This is a genomic window from Hymenobacter sp. APR13 (assembly GCF_000737515.1).
Lineage (GTDB): Bacteria > Bacteroidota > Bacteroidia > Cytophagales > Hymenobacteraceae > Hymenobacter.
Map to the genome: position 1 here is coordinate 2,195,783 of NZ_CP006587.1, position 16,526 is coordinate 2,212,308.

Consider the following 16,526-nt stretch of genomic DNA (forward strand, 5'->3'; position numbering starts at 1 on the left):
GGAAGATAGAGAAAATGTATGTCGTTGCGCCAGTTCTTTGGACTTTGATAGTCAGACGCATAACAGCCGACTGCAACGGAGATATTTCCGGCGCAGTCGGCTGCAACTGATAAGAGCATAAATAACAACCATAGCGGCCAACACAGGCCAAAGCCGGGGGGAAGTCAGCCGCTATGATTGGGTTAGCTAGTGGGGAATAGTATCGTACAGTTCGTTTTCAGAGCACAGAAAGAGCAGCGGTATTCGATAAGGTATTGGTAGTGGTGGGGTGGCAGTCAACTCAATACCCCGGGCCTACGATGCGGGGCGAGTCGGGGAAAGTTGGCTTATCGAAGTTGATGACTGGCAGGAGGGGCTGGGGCGTAGCGCCACTATCGGTGGCGATGGGCAGCGGAGCAACCGGGCGGGCGGGCGTACGACGGACCCGGCGCGGAGTGGTTTGCCAGGACATGTGATAAGAGGAGAGAAAGTGGTGTTCAGAAGTCATCATGATGTGCAACTGAGATGGACAGGAAAGGCGCGGCAGAGAACAAGACAAAGATGATTGTTTGCCCAGGGGCCTACGCTCACATTTGAGACAAAAACGCTCAATCCGGGGACGTCCCAAAAAGCAGCCCCGCGGCCGCTCCGGTAAGGAGTAGCCACGGGGCTGCTTTTTTAAGGAGATGCTTCAACAGGGCCGGCGCAACGGCCTCAGGTGCCCGGCCGGTGTCAGGGTTGGGGCGTGGGTGCGGCGCTGAATTCGCTGGGCGTGAGCTGGTAGAGGTCTTTGAAGCACTGCCCGAAGTAGGCCGGGGTGTTGAAGCCTACGGCATATGCCGTATCGGCCACGGAGTGGCCGGCGCGGAGCAGGTCGGCGGCTCTGCGAAGGCGGTACTGCTGGATAAGCTCGCTGGGGGGCAGCTGGGTGAGGGCCTGCACCTTGCGCAGCAGCGTTTTGCGGCTCATGGCCAGCTGGTCGGCCAGGCGCTCCACGTTCAGCTCCGGGTCGTCGAGGTGCTTTTCCAGCACTTCATACAGGCTGCGGAGCCAGCCGTTCTGCACAGTTTCGGTGGGCTGCGAGAGTTCGGGCCGGCTCAGCTGCTGGCCGTAGAGCGTGCGCAGGCGCTGCTGCCGCACCAGAATGTTGTGCAGCCGCAGCACCAGCTCTTCCAGATGAAACGGCTTTGTCAGGTATTCATCGGCGCCCTGGCGCAGGCCGGTGAGGCGCTGGCTGTGCGTGCCCTGGGCCGTAAGCAGCACCACGGCCACGTGGTCGGTGGCGGGCGTGTTCTTGATGCGGTAGGTCAGCTCGTAGCCGTCCAGCTCAGGCATCATCACGTCCGACACCACCACGTCGGGCAGCTCCTGCTGAATCAGCTGCCAGCCCTCGGCGCCGTTGGCGGCGGCCAGCACCCGGTACATGGGGGCCAGCTGGCGGGCCAGGTAGGTGCGCAGCTCCTCGTTGTCCTCAATCAGCATAATCAGCGGCGAATCGGGGGCGTGGCCGGAGGGCAGGTCGGGGGCCGGCGGCACGGGGATGGGCACCGGCAGCCAGTCGGGCGAGGCGGTGCCCAGGGTGGCTGGCTCGCTGGGCAGGGCCGGCTGCAGCGGCAGCTCCACCACAAAGGTGGTGCCCGTGGGCGGCGTAGTACTGCTCTGCACGCTCACCTGCCCGCCCATGAGCGTGGTCAGTTCGCGCACCAGCGCCAGCCCAATGCCCGAGCCGACCGGCAGCTGCGTGGCACCGGGGGCAGCCTGATAAAACCGGTCGAAGATGCGCGGCAGGTTGGCGGCCGAAATGCCCACGCCGGTGTCGGCCACGGCCAGGCGCACCAGCGCGGGGCTGCCGCTGAGGTGCACCGTCACCTGGCGGCGGGCATCGGGCGCGGGCTCCCCCGCAAGCGGGGGCATAAACTTGAGGGCGTTGGCCAGCAGGTTGTAGGCAATGTGGGCCACCTTTTCGGCGTCGTACAGCCAGGTGCCGGGCAGCTGGGCGTCGAAGGTGAGCGTGATGCCGCGCTGCCGGGCCAGGGCCTGAAAGCCGGACACCAGCTCCTGCAGGTAGTCGCTGAGGGGGCCGGGCTGCGGGGCCACCTGCAGCTGCCCGGCCTCCAGGCGGGCCAGCTCCAGCAGCTGGTTGATGAGGTAGAGCAGCTGGCGGGCGTTGCGCTCCACGGTCAGCAGGTCGGGGCGCAGGCTTTCGGGCAGGTCGGGGAGCTGCAGCAGGCCCGCCACCGGGGCCAGAATCAAGGTGAGCGGCGTGCGGAACTCGTGGGTGATGTTGTCGAAGAAGTGGGTTTTGAGTTCGGCCATCATCTTCACCTGGGCCGCCTCGCGCAGCTGCTGCACGTGCTGGGCGGTTTTCTCGATGGTGGCATCCAGGTCCAGGAAGTTGATGGGCTTGCACACGAAGTCAAACGCCCCGCGGTTCATGGCAGTCCGAATGTTGTCCATGTCGCCGTAGGCCGACACGATGACGGCCCGGCTCAGGGGCATCAGCTCGGGCAGGCGGCTAAGCAGGGTCAGGCCGTTGATGTCAGGCATGTTGATGTCGAGCAGCAGCACGTCGAAGTCGGGCTCGTTCTGCATCAAAGTCAAGGCCTGCTGCCCGCTTTCGGCGAAGCGGAAGTCATAAGTGCCGTCCTTAATCTTATGGCGAAAACGCTGGCCCAGCAAATCGGCCACGTCTTCTTCATCATCGACAACCAGGATTTTCGTAGCCATGTCTTAGTGCTTGTACTTAGTGCTTGGTACTTAGTGCTTAGTTGTTAGGGCTTGAGGCTTAGTTGTTAGGGCTTAGTGTGGGCAAAACTGAGCTTAATAGAACGGGCTATTTCCTAAGCCCCAAGCCCTATTCCCTAAACCGGCAGCCACAGTTGGAATTCGGTGCCTTGGCCGGGCTGAGAATCTACGAGAAAACGTCCGCCGTGGCCTTTCACTACGATGTCGTGGGAGAGGGAGAGGCCGAGGCCGGTACCGGTACCGGCTGGCTTGGTGGTGAAAAAGGGCTGGAACACCTTCTGGCGCACTTCCTCGGGCATGCCGCAGCCATTGTCGCTCACCCTGATTTCCACCTCCGCGCCCACCCGGTGGGTGCTCACCGTGAGGGCGGGCAGGTAGCCAGCGGGCTGCTTGCGCCGCTGTTCTTGCAGGGCATAGAGGCCGTTGTTGAACAGGTTCAGCAGCACCCGGCCAATGTCGGGCGCCACCACGTTGGCCAAACCCAGGTCGGGGGCCAGGTTGGTGTGCAGGGCGGCATGGAAAGCCGGGTCTTTGGCGCGCAGGCTGGAGTAGGCCAGGTTGAGGTACTCGGTGGTCAGTTGGTTGAGGTCGGTGAGCTGCCGCTCGCGGGGGCCGGTGTGGGCGTGCTGCAGCATGCTGCGCACAATGCCATCCACGCGCTGGCCGTGGCGCGTGATGCGGGCTAGGTTGCGGCCCAGCGTTTCGAGCGTGCCCTGCACCAGCGCCTGCTGCGCGGCGGGCAGGGCCGTAAACATGGTCGGCGGCAGCTCCTGCAGCAACTCGCAGCTCACCTCCGAGAAGTTGTTGACGAAGTTCATTGGGTTCTGAATCTCGTGGGCAATGCCGGCTGTCAACTCCCCGAGGCTGGCCATCTTCTCGCTGTGCACCAGCATGGCCTGGGTGGCGCGCAGCTCGCTCAGCGACTGTTCCAGCTGGCTGGTGCGCAGCGAGAGCAGGTCGTTGTTTTCGGTGAGCTGGCGCAGGGTGTTCTGGTTTATCTGGTCGAACACCAGCGACACCACCAACAGAATCAGCATCAGCCCGCCCAGGATGTCGAGGCTCCAGAACAGGCGGTGCTCGGGCGGCACCGTGCTGGGCAGATGGATGCCGCGCCGCTCCAGCTCCCAGAGCCCCACCACGCTCAGCAACGACACCACGAAGAAGATGATGCCTGCCCGCCGGCCCAGCAGAAACGTGGCCGACACCGGGCACAGCACCAGCCAGCTGGTGGTGGCCGCAAAGTAGCCGCCCTGGTACACGCTGTTCAGAAACACGCCCAGGTAGCCCGCCACCAGGTAGATGTAGCCGAACGTGACGTAGGAAAACAGCCCCTGCCGAAACCCGAACGGCAGCACCAGAAAGGCCACCACGTTGAAGATCATCAGGTACATGCCCGGCCAGAACCCGGCCCACCAGCACAGCAGCAGAAAGTTGAACGAGAACAGGCTGGTCAGCAACACCGTGTTGGTGATGATGCGCGCCTGCCGCGTTTGGTCCGGGGTGCCGACGAAGCCCGCCGGCATAAAGTAGGAGGTAATTCGATCCATGAAGAGGCGGCCGGCGGCTCGCACGTATAGAAACAGGAGAAACAGGAGGCGGGGAAGATACAGAAAGCCCGTGGGCCGTGCGCCGGGTCTACCCCAGCAGCGTGAAGGCTATCAGGCAGGCCAGCAGCATCACTACGCCCTCGGCCAGGCCGGCCAGCAGGAGCCAGCGGCCGCCCCGGCCCACGGCGCGCAGCAGCAGCCACGGCACCGGCAGCATCAGCAGCGCCTCGGCCAGGAAGATATAGTAGGGCACCCCGTGCCAGCTGGGCGCGCCCTGGTACTGCCACCAACCCGCGCTGATGGCCCATTTCTCATACAGCGGAATCAGGATCCCGCTGATGGGTACCAGCAGCAGGCCGGTGCGCCACGGCCCCAGCCGCGGCAGCAGCAGCCAGGCCACAAACCCAATCTGGGTGAGCACCACGGCCCAGCTGAACGGCATATACACCGGCGACGCCCACAGCATGGGCTCCGGCTGCGGGTACACCAGCGTGTTGGTAACCTGCACCAGGTAGGCATCGGCGGGCAGCTCGGCCAGGCCGGCCGCCAAAGCAAAGCCCAGCAGCCGCCCCACCACCACGTCGCGGGCCCAGAGGGCGTAGAGGGCGTAGGCGGCCGTGAGCGAGTAGCCCCAGCGGGCTGCCGTGGTCCAGCCCAGGCCCGTAATACTGTCGTGGATGAGGGCCAGGATGCCCAGCGCCATCAAACCCAGCATCACGGGCAGGCGGTACTGCGTGGCGCGGGACGGGGCAGGGGCGGGGAGAGTAGAGGTGGGGCTCATTTGAAGCGGCGAAACTGGTGGAACAGGTAGTTGAGGCGGTGCAGCAGTTTGCCCAGCCAGGGCACTTCGTTGGTCCAGGGCAGGCCCTGGGCGAAGCGGCGGCGGTCCAGCCAGCGGAGCACGGCCAGCACCCCGGGCTCGTGCAAATCCCAGATGCGGCAGGTAGGCACCTTGGCCCCGCTAGCGGCAATGATGCCGTTCACGGCACGGCGGGCGGCCTCGTTGGCGCCTTCCATGGTGGCCAGGTCGGTGTTGGTGCGCACGTAGTCGGCAGCCAGAAACAGGTTGGCGATGCCAGTGCTGGCTTCCGGGCGAAGGCTCCAGGAGTTGGCCGTGTTCACCAGCAGCGGCTCGTCGTTGTGGCCCGAGCGGGTGGGCACGTCCAGGGCCTGCGCCGGCGCGCTCAGTTGCTCCGGCCGGATGTCGGCATCCACGTAGGCGCGCAGGAGCAGGTCGGGGCCGAGCAGGGGCGGCAGGCCGGGCGTGTTCAGGCTCTGCTCCAGCTGGGCCCATACTTCCTTCACTATCTCATCCAAGGTACAGTCGCAGGCCTGCTTGGGGCCGGTGGTGCCGTCGTCGAGGGGCCAGTCGAGCACGCCCTTGGCAAACCAGTTCGACACGTCCACCGACAGCAGCCCTTTGGCCTGCCCGTCGCCGTAGCTGCTCATCGGAAAATCGGGCCAGAACTGCGGCTGCGAAATGACGGTAATGGCCCACGGCGAATCAATGCAGATAACGTGGCCTTTGGTGAGCTGCACGTCTTCGCGCAGGTAGAACTGCACGCCGTTCATCCAGTTCAGCGTGTGCAGGTGCGGATTGCTCAGGTGCTCCACAAAGCCCAGCGTGGGGTCCAGCTTCACCATATCGGGGCTGATGAGCTTGGCCATGCGCTCCAGCGGCACGGCCGCCAGGTAGTAGTCGGCCTGCACGGTGCGGGTCTGGTGCGTCTCCAGGTCCAGCACCGTGGCCCCGCTGATCAGGCGCGTGGCGGGGTCGCAGTGCAGGGCCGTGGTGAGCTGGTTGTGATGGTACACCATGCCCTTGCTTTTCAGGTACTGCAGCCACGGGTTCAGCCACACGTCGTTGGTGGGGCCATTCAGCACCCGGTCGGTGTGGGCACCGGGGTTGGCCATCAGCAGCAGCAGCTGCAGCAGAATGTCGCCGCCGGTTTTGGTGCTCATCAGCTGGGGCTGGGCCGCCACCAGCGAGTGGGTGAGGCCGCCCACGCAGTACAGCTCGTAGGGACAGGGCTGGCGGGTGCCACACTGCTGGTCGGTGCTCATGTACTGCCACCACGCCACCCGCTCGTAGCTCTGCTGGCGGCGCTCGTAGGAGCTGGTGAGCAGCTGCCACACCCGGTCGGCAAACAGCTTTTTGTCGGAATCGGTCAGGCCGGTGTCGGCGTGCAGCAGGCCGTCGAGCAGGGCCTGCCAGTCGGCGCGGGTTTTGGGGAAGTTGACGGGCGCCGCCACGGGCGGCTTGCCGGTGCGGGCCATCATCACGCGCTGGGTGGGCACCAGGTTGTCGAACACGCCCTGCCGGTTCTGGCCGTAGGGGATGCGCTTCATGGTGTCGGTGATGTGGCGGTAGAAGCCGGGAAAAAATCGGAAGCCATGCTCGCCGGGCAGCGGCTGGTGGCCGGGTGTGGCACTATCGGGCACGTCTACGCTGCGGGCCTTGCCGCCCACGTAGTGCGGCTGCCGCTCGTAAATCTCCACGGCAAAGCCGCGCTCAATCAACTCGTGCGCGGCACTCATGCCCGCAACGCCCCCTCCCAGAATAACTACTTTTTTCGGCATGCATCTCCACTGAACCGCAGCGGCCCCGGTAATAGGTGTGTTGGTAGATAGTAGAGCAGGTGCACACCGGCCGGGACGTGCCCGTGCCGGAATGCGTCCGCTAAAGCTACCAGTTATTATGGCTTATATTATATATATCCTCGACTCGGGTATGTACATCAATTTGGCTTGCGGCCAACGCGGCCGTAGGTTTCGCGTAAGCACAAGCTCCTTTAGTATTTCCTTCCGTCAGCTCCTTTCGTATGGCCGCCAAGAAACCCGCCACCCCGTCCGTTCCCGACCCGAAGAAAGCGCCCGCCAAGCCCAAGGATCCGGCCAAAACCGCCGCTACGCCCGCCGCCAAACAGGCCGCCAAGGATGCCGCCACCGCCCCTAAGCCGGTGAAGCGGCCCACGGCCAAAGACATGAAGCAGCACGCCCAGACGCTGCCCTACCCCGCCAAGCAGGCCGATATGAAGCTGCAGCCGGCCATGGACTTCAGCACCTACCGCGCCGCCGGCAAGCTCCAGGATAAGGTGGCCCTCATCACCGGCTCCGACTCCGGCATCGGGCGGGCCGTGGCCGTGGCCTTTGCCATGGAAGGCGCCCACGTGGCCGTGCTCTTCAACGAAAATGTGGTGGACGCCGAGGAAACCAAGCGCCTCGTAGAGGCCCAGGGCCGCCGCTGCATCTTGCTCCAGAGCGACGTGCGCGACCCGGAGCAGTGCAAGCAGGCCGTGCGCCGCACGCTGGCCGAGCTGGGCGGCCTTAACATCCTGGTCAACAACGCCGCCTTCCAGATGGCCCAGGAGAAGTTCGAGGACATCCCGGAAGAACAGATTCGCCGCACCTTCGACACCAACATCCTGGGCTACATCTGGATGGCGCAGGCGGCCGTGCCGCACCTCAAAAAAGACGACTGCATCATCAACACCGGCAGCATCGTGGGCCTCACCGGCATCCCGATTCTGATTGATTACGCCTGCACCAAGTCGGCCATTCACGCCCTCACCAAGAGCCTGGCCACGCACCTCGGCGAGCGGGGTATCCGGGTGAACTGCGTGGTGCCCGGCCCGGTCTGGACGCCCAACATCCCCGGCACCATGCCCCGCGAGGAAATCGAGAAGTTCGGCTACGAAGTGGCCCTGGCCCGTCCCGGTCAGCCTGAGGAACTGGCCCCCGCCTACGTGCTGCTGGCCTCCCAGGACGGCTCGTTCATGACCGGCAGCCTCGTGCACGTCACCGGCGGCAAAATGAGCAGCGACCAGTAAGGAGTGTAGAGACGCAAAATATTGCGTCTCGTCGTTGAACGATGCGGCAAGGCACGGTTCAAACAACATCAGTAACGACGAGACGCAAAATATTGCGTCTCTACATCGTGCCTATCCGCCGAAAACATAAGCCGCCGCTCCGCACTTCTAGGCTGCCCCTCCACTCTTCCGACTTCTTCATGCCCCACTATCCCGAAGGCACCGTCCGGGCGCTGCTCCAGACCGAGCTGGTGACGCCCGCCACCCGCGCCGCCCTGGAAGCCCGCCTCAACGCCCCGGCCGACTACACTCCGCAGTTTTTCGACGCGGATACTTACCAGTTGCTGCGCGCCGTGGCCGCCCGCATCTTCCCCCAGCCCGACCGCGAAACGCCCATCGAGCTGGCCCCGGCCGTGGACAAGCGCCTCACCGACGGCACCGCCGACGGCTGGCGCTACGATGCCATGCCCCCCGACCGCGAAGCCTACCGCCTCGGCCTGGGCGGCATCAACCAGGCCGCCGAAGCGCAGTTTCAGCAGCCCTTCATGGCCCTGAGCGCCGAGCAGCAGGACGTGGTTATCGGGCAGCTGGCCGCCGGTAAGGCTGCCGGCGAAAACTGGCAGCAGGTGCCCCAGGACCGGCTTTTCGAGGAAATGCTGGCCGAGCTGACCGAGAACTACTACGCCCACCCGCTGGCCCAAGAAGAAATCGGCTACGTGGGTATGGCCGACGTGCCCGGCTGGCCCCACGTCACCCCCAACACCCTCGAACCCCGCGAGCCTGAGCCAATTAGTAATTGATAATTACTAAGTATTAATTACTAATTGAACACCCCATGCCCGACGAAGAAGTACTCGAAGAAGGCTTGCTGAACCCGGTTCAGCCCGAAATTCAGGATCCGCTGCTGAAAAGCATTCTGGCCGACAACGCCACTCCAGCCACCGAGCCCACCGGCGAGGAAGCCCCTAATCCGCTGCCCGACCCCACCGACGAGGTGGACTGCGTGGTGATTGGTACCGGCGCGGGCGGTGCGCCCTTGCTGGCCCGCCTGGCCATGGCCGGCCTGAAAGTGGTAGCCCTGGAAGCCGGCCCCCGCCGCGACCCGACCAAGGATTACGCCACCGACGAAAAAGCGCAGAACTTCCTGTTCTGGAACGATGAGCGCCTCTCGGCCGGCCAGAACCCGGTGGCCTTCGGCAAGAACAACTCCGGTACCGGCGTGGGCGGCTCCACGCTGCACTACACCGCCTACACCCCCCGCGCCCATCGCGGCGACCTGCAGCTGCACACCGACTTCGGCCAGGGCGTCGACTGGCCCTTCGGCATCGAGGAACTGGAGCCGTACTACGAGGAAATTGAGCACTTCCTGGGCGTTTCTGGCCCCACCCCTTACCCCTGGGATGCCGGCCGCCGCAAGGGCTACCCGCTGGCGCCGCTGCCCCTGAACGGCGCGGCTTTGCTTATGCAGAAAGCCTGCGCCCAGCTGGGCATCCAGACTTCGCCGGCGGCCAATGCGGCCCTCTCGGCGCGCTATTACCAGGAGGGCATTGGCTGGCGCGAGGCCTGCACCAACCGGGGCTTCTGCCAGGCCGGCTGCAACCGCGGCGCCAAGGCCAGCATGGACGTCACTTTCCTGCCGCTGGCCGAAAGCTTCGGCGCTGAAATTCGGGCCGATGCCTACGTGACGGAGATTGAGCGCGACGCCTCCGGCCGCGTGGTGGCCGTGGTGTACGAGCAGCACGGCCGCACCGTGCGCCAGCGTTGCCGCCACCTGTTTTTGTGCGCCGGCGCTGTAGAAACGCCGCGTCTGCTGATGCTCAACGAGCTGGCCCTCAACAGCGGGCAGGTCGGCAAGCACTTCATGGCTCACCCCGGCATGCAGGTCTGGGGCACGTTCGAGGACGACATCCGGCCCTACAAAGGCATTCCCGGTGGCCTGATTTCCGAGGACACTCACCGCCCCAAAGACGCCGACTTTGCCGGCGGCTACCTGCTGCAAAGCATCGGGGTGATGCCCGTGACCTTCGCCACCCAGATGGTGCGCCAGCGCAAGCTCTGGGGCCAGCCCCTGCGCGACTACATGCGCACCTACAACCACACGGCCGGCATCAACATTCTGGGCGACTGCCTGCCCCATGCCGCCAACTTCATGGAGCTCAGCGACGAGAAGGATGCCCGCGGCCTGCCCAAGCCGCGCCTGCACTTCACGGCCCAGGAAAACGAGCAGCGCATGAACCGCCACGCCGAAAAGCTGATGCGCCAGATCTGGGAAGCCGCCGGCGCCAAGGATATCTGGGCCTTTGAGCGCTACGCCCACGTCATCGGGACGGCACGCATGGGCCTGAGCGGCGACGATGCGGTGGTCAACCCCGACGGCAAGGCCTTCGACGTGCCCAACCTCTACATCTGCGACAACTCGGTATTCCCCAGCGCCCTGAGTGTGAACCCTGCCCTCACCATCATGGCCCTCAGCCTGCGCACCGCCGACAAGTTTCTGGCCAACCTTCGGTAGTGCTTAGTGCCTAGTGCTTGGTGCTTAGGCCGTTCTAGTCAATTCAGGGAAAATGCCTAAGCACCAAGCACTAGGCACTAAGCACCAAACAATGAAGTCTTTCCTCACCCATATCAAAGAAGCATTCGGCGACGGCCACTACGAGGGCGACCAGTTCGGCGGAGCCGGCGGCCACGATGGCACCGGGCTGCCCACCGGCGACGCGGGCAACTTCATGTTTGCCACCGGCATCGAGTGCTCGTACCCCACCATTGCCAACGGCACCATCCGGCGCGATTTGCTGGCCGAAACCGACCACTACAACCGCTACAAGGAGGACCTGGGGCTGGTAAAGGAGCTGGGCCTGAAGGTGCTGCGCTACAACCTGCCGTACTACCTCATCCACAAGGGCCCCGGCCAGTTCGACTGGGAGTTTGCCGATCTGGCCATGGCCGAAATCAAGCGCCTGGGCATTACGCCCATTCTGGACCTGATGCACTTCGGTGTGCCCGACTGGGTGGGCAACTTCCAGAACCCCGAACTGCCGGTGCACTTTGCCGAGTACTGCGGGGCCGTGGCGCGCCGTTACCCCTGGGTGCGCTTCTACACGCCCGTCAACGAGATTTACGTGACGGCCCGCGCCTCCGCCAAAGACGGTATCTGGAACGAGCAGCTCAAAGACGACCGCGCCTTCATCACGGCCATGAAGCACATCACGGCGGCCAGCATCATGGGCACCCAGCAGATTGCCAAGGTGCGGCCCGACTGCATCATCGTGCAAAGCGAGTCGGCCGAGTACATCCACGAGATGCGCGCCGTGCCCACGCCCGAAATCTGCCTGGTCAACAAGCTGCGGTTTCTGTCGCTGGATTTGCTGTACGCCCACCCGCTCGACTCGGAGGTGCTGCTCTACTGCCTCGACAACGGCCTGACCCGCCAGGAGCTCGACTGGTTTATGGCCGGCGAGCCGCCCGGCTACCAGATCATGGGCAACGACTACTACGGCCGTAACGAGAAGATTATCAAGCCCGACGGCCAGATGTGTCAGGCCGAGGACGTGCTAGGCTGGTACACCATGACGCGCCAGTACTACGAGCGGTACCGCAAGCCCGTGATGCACACCGAAACCAACACCTTCAACCCCAAAGACGCCGAATGCTGGCTCTGGAAGCAGTGGGTGAACGTGCAGCGCATCCGCCACGACGGCGTGCCGGTGGTGGGCTTCACCTGGTACAGCCTGCTCGACCAGGTGGACTGGGACATTAGCCTGGCCGAAAAGCGCCTCACCGTCAACGCCTGCGGCCTCTACGACCTGGACCGCAAAATCCGGCCGGTGGGGGAGAGCTACAAGATGCTCATCCGCGAGTTTGGCCAGATTACCATCATGCCCCACGGCGAGATGTTCGAATTCACCAACCGCCCCGCCACGCTCAAAGTACAGAAGTAAATAGCGCGTCAACTCAACGCATCAACGCCCCACTACATTACGGCCCCGGTAGCAGCTGATGCTGTCGGGGCTTTTTGGTGCTCGGAGTAATTGGCTTTAAAACAGAAGTTTGTACTTCATTTGGGCGGTGATTCTTCCGGGAAGATGCGCAGGTTTTCTTCCGCGGATTGTGTAGGTTGGCGGCACTTTCTACTTGTTCGCCACCCTTTCCTATCCTCCCTTATGAAGAACCGATTCTCTGGCCGCCGCTACCTGCTGGGGCTGGCGGGGCTGGTGGGGCTACACGCCTGCAGCCCCAAGGCCACGGCCGTCGTGACGGCGCCCGCCACCCCTGTTGCCGAGACTCCGGCCGCTCCTGCACCGGCCGCCGCTTTCCAGATTCCGGTAGAGTACTATACGCTGCCCAACGGCCTGAAAGTGGTGCTCTCGCCCGACCACACCGCCCCCACGGCCACCGTGGCGGCCTACTACAACGTGGGCTTCCGCAACGAGCCCCGCGACCGGACCGGCTACGCCCACCTGTTTGAGCACCTGATGTTTCAGGGCTCCCAGAACCTGGGCAAGATGGAGTTCATTCAGCTGATCCAGAAAAACGGCGGCGTGCTCAACGGCTCCACCCGCTTCGACTTCACCAACTACTTTGAGGTGGTGCCCAGCCACAAGCTGGAAACCATGCTCTGGGCCGAGGCCGACCGGATGCGCGGACTGGCCATCACGCAGGCCAACGTCACCAACCAGCAGGGCGTGGTGAAAAACGAGGTGCGCGTGAACGTGCTGAACGCGCCCTACGGCGGCTTCCCGTGGCTGGACATGCCCCAGAAGGCCAACCAGAATTGGAACAACGCCCACAACTTCTACGGCGACCTGAAAGACCTCGACGCAGCCACTCTGGCCGATGCCCAGCAGTTCTTCAAGACCTACTACGCCCCCAATAACGCCGCCCTCGCCGTAGTCGGCGACTTCGAGCCCGCCGAGGCTAAAGCCTGGGTGCAGAAGTACTTCGCCAACATTCCCAGCGCCCCCCAGCCGCCCAAGCCCGACATTTCGGAGCCCCGCCAGGACAAAGAGCAGCGCTTCACCAAAGACGACAAGCTGGCCACCAAGCCTGCCCTGGCCTTCGCCTACCACATGCCCGACCGCAACACGCCGGAGTACTACGCCCTCATCCTGCTCGACCAGATTCTGCTGCAGGGCAAGGACAGCCGCCTCTACCAGGCGCTAGTGCAGAAGCGCGGCTACTCCGACAACGTAAACGGCGGCATCAACTACCTCGGCAACGCCTTCAACTACTCCGGCCCTATGCTTTGGATGGGCGACCTGATCTACGACCAATCGGTGAGTGCCGATTCGGTGGTGCGCGTGCTCGACCAGGAAATCAACCGCCTGGGCCAAGGCGGCATCGACCAGGCCACGCTGGATCTGGCCGTGGTGAAGCTGCGCTCCGGCCTCTACGACCAGCTTTTGGGCTCCGATAACTTCGGCCGGGCCGATATGCTGGCCTCGTTTGCGCTGTTCGACAACGACCCCGGCCGCATCAACCAACTGGAGGCCGAGTTTCGCAAGGTGACGCCTGCCCTCATGCAGCGCACCCTGCAGGAATACTTGCGGCCCACCAACCGCACGCTCTTGATTGTGAACCCGCTGGCTAAAAGCTAACCCCCACAGACCCCGCCATGAAACCACTTCACTTCGGGCTGCTCTGCGTGGCCCTAGCTACTGCCGCCGCCCCGGCCGCGCTGGCCCAAACCAAGCCGAAACCCAAGCCCGCCCCGGCAGCGGCTGCCGCTCCGGCCGCACCCCGCGAAACCCCGCCCGCCGGTGGCACACCCCGCGACTTTGCGCTGCCGGCCAAGGAAGAATTCACGCTGCCCAACGGCCTCAAAGCTAAGCTAGTGCCCTACGGGCAGGTGCCCAAAACCACCATGCTGGTGGCCATTCAAGCCGGCAATGTGCACGAAGCCGCCACACAGGTGGGCATTGCTGACCTGCTGGGCAAGCTGATGAGCGAAGGCACCACCACGCTGCCCGGCACCCAGTTCGCCGACAAAGTGGCCCGAATGGGCGGCTGGCTCAACATTTCGGTGGGCCAGGACCAGACCTTGATTTACGCCTCGTGTCTAAGCGAATTCGCGCCCGAACTGGCGGCGCTGCTGGCCGACGTGGTGCAGCGCCCCGCCCTGCCCGAGAACGAGTTGCCCCGCATCAAGGCCGATTTCAAGCGCCAGATGAATCTGGCCCGCGCTCAGCCCGGCACCCAGGCCCGCCAAAAGTTCAGCCAGGCCCTCTACGGCAGCCACCCCTACGGCCGCGCCATTCCCACCGATGCCGAAATAGACGCCCTGACGATGGCGCAGGTGAAAGCCTTCTACCAGGCCCAGTATGGCGCCCAGCGCACCAGCGTGTACGTGGCCGGTAAGTTCGACAACGGGGCTGTGCGCGAGGCCATTACCCGCGCCTGGACGCCTATGCCGCAGGGCCCGGCTCCGAGCATCGAAGTCGCCAAGTCCCAGACCCGCCCCGACGTCACGACCCTGGACCGGCCGGGCGCGCCGCAGTCCACCATCGTCATCGGCCTACCCGTTGTGGACCCCTCGCACCCCGACTACACACGCGTGCGGGTGATGAACTCGCTACTGGGCGGCTCGTTCGGCTCGCGCATCACGCGCAACATCCGCGAAGACAAAGGCTACACCTACTCGCCCTACAGCTACCTCGAAACCCACTACCGCACCGGCAACTGGAGCCAGAACGCCGACGTGACTACCCAGGAGACCGGCAACTCGCTCAAGGAAATCATGTATGAGATTGAGCGGCTGCAGAAAACGCCACCCACGGCCGAGGAGCTGAAAGGCATCCAGAACTATGAGTCGGGCCTGTTTGTGCTGCGTAACTCCACGCCGGCCGGTATCATCGGCCAGCTCAACACCCTCGACCTGCACGGCCTGCCCGACTCCTACCTGACCGAGCAGGTGAAGAACATCAACGCCGTGACGCCCCAGCAGGTCAGCGAAACGGCCCGCAAATACGTGCGCCCCGAAGCCATGACCGTGGTGGTAGTTGGCGACCGGAAAATCATTGATCCGCAGATCAAGAAGTTTCAGGCCTCCCGCAAAAAGCCACTATAGAAATCTTGTTACTCAAAGTACGAAAGCCGCGCCGGACTCCGGCGCGGCTTTCTTGTGCCCGGATCTGGCCACAACCTGTGCGACCGGCCGGTAAAGTGCTAATTTGCGCAATTGATGTAGGCCGGTGGCTATGCGCGTTTGCCAGCTCAACGTCATACTGTTGCGTTGGCTGCCTGCTGATATAGTGCCTGCTGTTGTAGCCAATGACAAACCATTACGACACGCTCCCGTAGGTGCTCCGTTGGATTTCTAAAATCCCCTTTCCTCATGATTGTATACAAAACCGGCGACTGGTGGAAAGCCCTGTGGCATTTTCATACGTCTAATGTCATTATGCTGCTGCTACGCCGGGTGGCATTGGTTGGTGTTTATAATTTGATTATTGCGCTGGTCGTGCTTAAGTACCATTTCCTGAGCATTCAGATCGGGCGCGAGTACTTCTCGTTTCTGGGGATTATGCTCAGCCTGCTGCTGGTGTTCCGCACCAACACCGCCTACGACCGTTACTACGAAGGACGGCGGCTGTGGGGGCAGCTGGTGTCGCATTGCCGCGGGCTGGCTATGGAGCTGAATGCCATTCTGCCGCGCCACGCCATCCGCAGCCGGCTCTACTACGCCGCCCTGATTTCCAACTTCCCCCTGGCCCTAAAAGGCGCTTTGCGCAGCGGCGTGCAGTTTGAGCAGCTCGAAGCCACGCCCGATATTATGGACCGGCTACGGTCAGCGGAGAGCGTAACGACCTGCCTGGTGGCCGTACTGCAGGAAAGTATCGAGCAGCTCCGGCAGGCCCAGATCATCGACCCCGTTCATCTGATGACCATCAAGCCGCACCTGCTGGGCATGATGGAAGTGAACGGCTCCTGTGAGCGGATCAAGACGACGCCCATCCCGTTTTCGTACAGCTTCTTCATTAAAATGTTTATAACCCTCTTCATCGGCATTATGCCCATTGTGCTGGTGGACACCTGCGGCTACCTGATGATTCCGATTACCATGGTGGGAGCCTATGTGATGCTGGGGCTGGAGATGATAGGCGAGGAAATAGAACAGCCTTTTGGCACCGACAGCAACGACCTGCCCATTACCCAGCTCGCCAACAAAATCCGGGTAAGTGTGCACGACGTGCTGGGCGTAGAGCTGCCCCATTTTAAGAAAGCTTTGGCGGCGCCACCCTACAGCGTCGTCCATTAGAGCGGAGAGAAAAGAATGTTAGGAATAATTTATTGTACTACCGCATAGCACAGAAGGCCCTGTTGCGCCAAGATAAACGCATAAACAGGGCCTTTTTATGGATATTTTACAGGGGTATTATTTTTTTATACAAAACGTCGGCCTTATTTCAGAAACTCCGTATACGCCGCTCGAACCCTGTCTCAATTCGAC

Annotated in this window: 12 protein-coding genes; 7 read left to right on the top strand and 5 right to left on the bottom strand. The window is 63.2% G+C overall.

All coding sequences use genetic code 11. The annotated features are described in order from the left end of the window. Positions 1-280: 280 nt before the first annotated feature. From N008_RS23090 to N008_RS09135, 5 genes are all read right to left on the bottom strand, one after another. On the bottom strand, positions 281-451 hold the full coding sequence (locus tag N008_RS23090; RefSeq protein WP_156109151.1) for a hypothetical protein: 171 nt from the start codon (positions 449-451) through the stop codon (positions 281-283). 260 nt (positions 452-711) lie between these two features. Then, positions 712-2,706, bottom strand: coding sequence for a response regulator (locus N008_RS09120; RefSeq protein ID WP_044015454.1), 1,995 nt, complete (start codon positions 2,704-2,706; stop codon positions 712-714). Positions 2,707-2,840: 134 nt separating this feature from the next. Next, positions 2,841-4,271 (bottom strand): sensor histidine kinase, encoded by a 1,431-nt coding sequence (locus N008_RS21520; RefSeq protein ID WP_081910698.1) that lies wholly within the window; start codon positions 4,269-4,271, stop codon positions 2,841-2,843. 88 nt (positions 4,272-4,359) lie between these two features. Further along, entirely contained in the window at positions 4,360-5,052 is a 693-nt protein-coding gene (locus N008_RS09130; RefSeq protein ID WP_044015456.1) for a DUF6989 domain-containing protein, read from the bottom strand. Continuing rightward, positions 5,049-6,851, bottom strand: coding sequence for an FAD-dependent oxidoreductase (locus tag N008_RS09135; protein ID WP_044015458.1), 1,803 nt, complete (start codon positions 6,849-6,851; stop codon positions 5,049-5,051). Before N008_RS09135 ends, N008_RS09130 begins: the two co-directional genes overlap by 4 nt. Positions 6,852-7,255: 404 nt before the next feature. On the opposite strand from N008_RS09135, the gene N008_RS09140 reads away from it, so the two are divergent. The 7 genes from N008_RS09140 to N008_RS09170 all read left to right on the top strand — a co-directional run bounded on the left by N008_RS09140 (position 7,256) and on the right by N008_RS09170 (position 16,334). Then, positions 7,256-8,101, top strand: coding sequence for an SDR family oxidoreductase (locus N008_RS09140; protein ID WP_052381856.1), 846 nt, complete (start codon positions 7,256-7,258; stop codon positions 8,099-8,101). 179 nt (positions 8,102-8,280) lie between these two features. Continuing rightward, entirely contained in the window at positions 8,281-8,880 is a 600-nt protein-coding gene (locus N008_RS09145; protein WP_044015460.1) for a gluconate 2-dehydrogenase subunit 3 family protein, read from the top strand. A 35-nt stretch (positions 8,881-8,915) separates the two neighbouring features. After that, positions 8,916-10,592: a GMC family oxidoreductase gene (locus N008_RS09150; RefSeq protein ID WP_081910700.1), complete on the top strand. Its 1,677-nt coding sequence runs from the start codon at positions 8,916-8,918 to the stop codon at positions 10,590-10,592. Between the two features lie 91 nt (positions 10,593-10,683). Then, positions 10,684-12,018 carry a family 1 glycosylhydrolase gene (locus N008_RS09155; protein WP_044015462.1) on the top strand — a complete coding sequence of 445 codons (1,335 nt, stop codon included), beginning with the start codon at positions 10,684-10,686 and terminating at the stop codon, positions 12,016-12,018. Positions 12,019-12,240: 222 nt separating this feature from the next. Beyond that, positions 12,241-13,674, top strand: a complete 1,434-nt coding sequence (locus N008_RS09160) for a M16 family metallopeptidase (RefSeq protein WP_071884507.1) — start codon at positions 12,241-12,243, stop codon at positions 13,672-13,674. 17 nt (positions 13,675-13,691) lie between these two features. Continuing rightward, on the top strand, positions 13,692-15,143 hold the full coding sequence (locus N008_RS09165; protein WP_081910701.1) for a M16 family metallopeptidase: 1,452 nt from the start codon (positions 13,692-13,694) through the stop codon (positions 15,141-15,143). Positions 15,144-15,410: 267 nt separating this feature from the next. Then, positions 15,411-16,334, top strand: a complete 924-nt coding sequence (locus N008_RS09170) for a bestrophin family protein (RefSeq protein ID WP_044015463.1) — start codon at positions 15,411-15,413, stop codon at positions 16,332-16,334. The last annotated feature ends 192 nt before the right edge of the window (positions 16,335-16,526 follow it).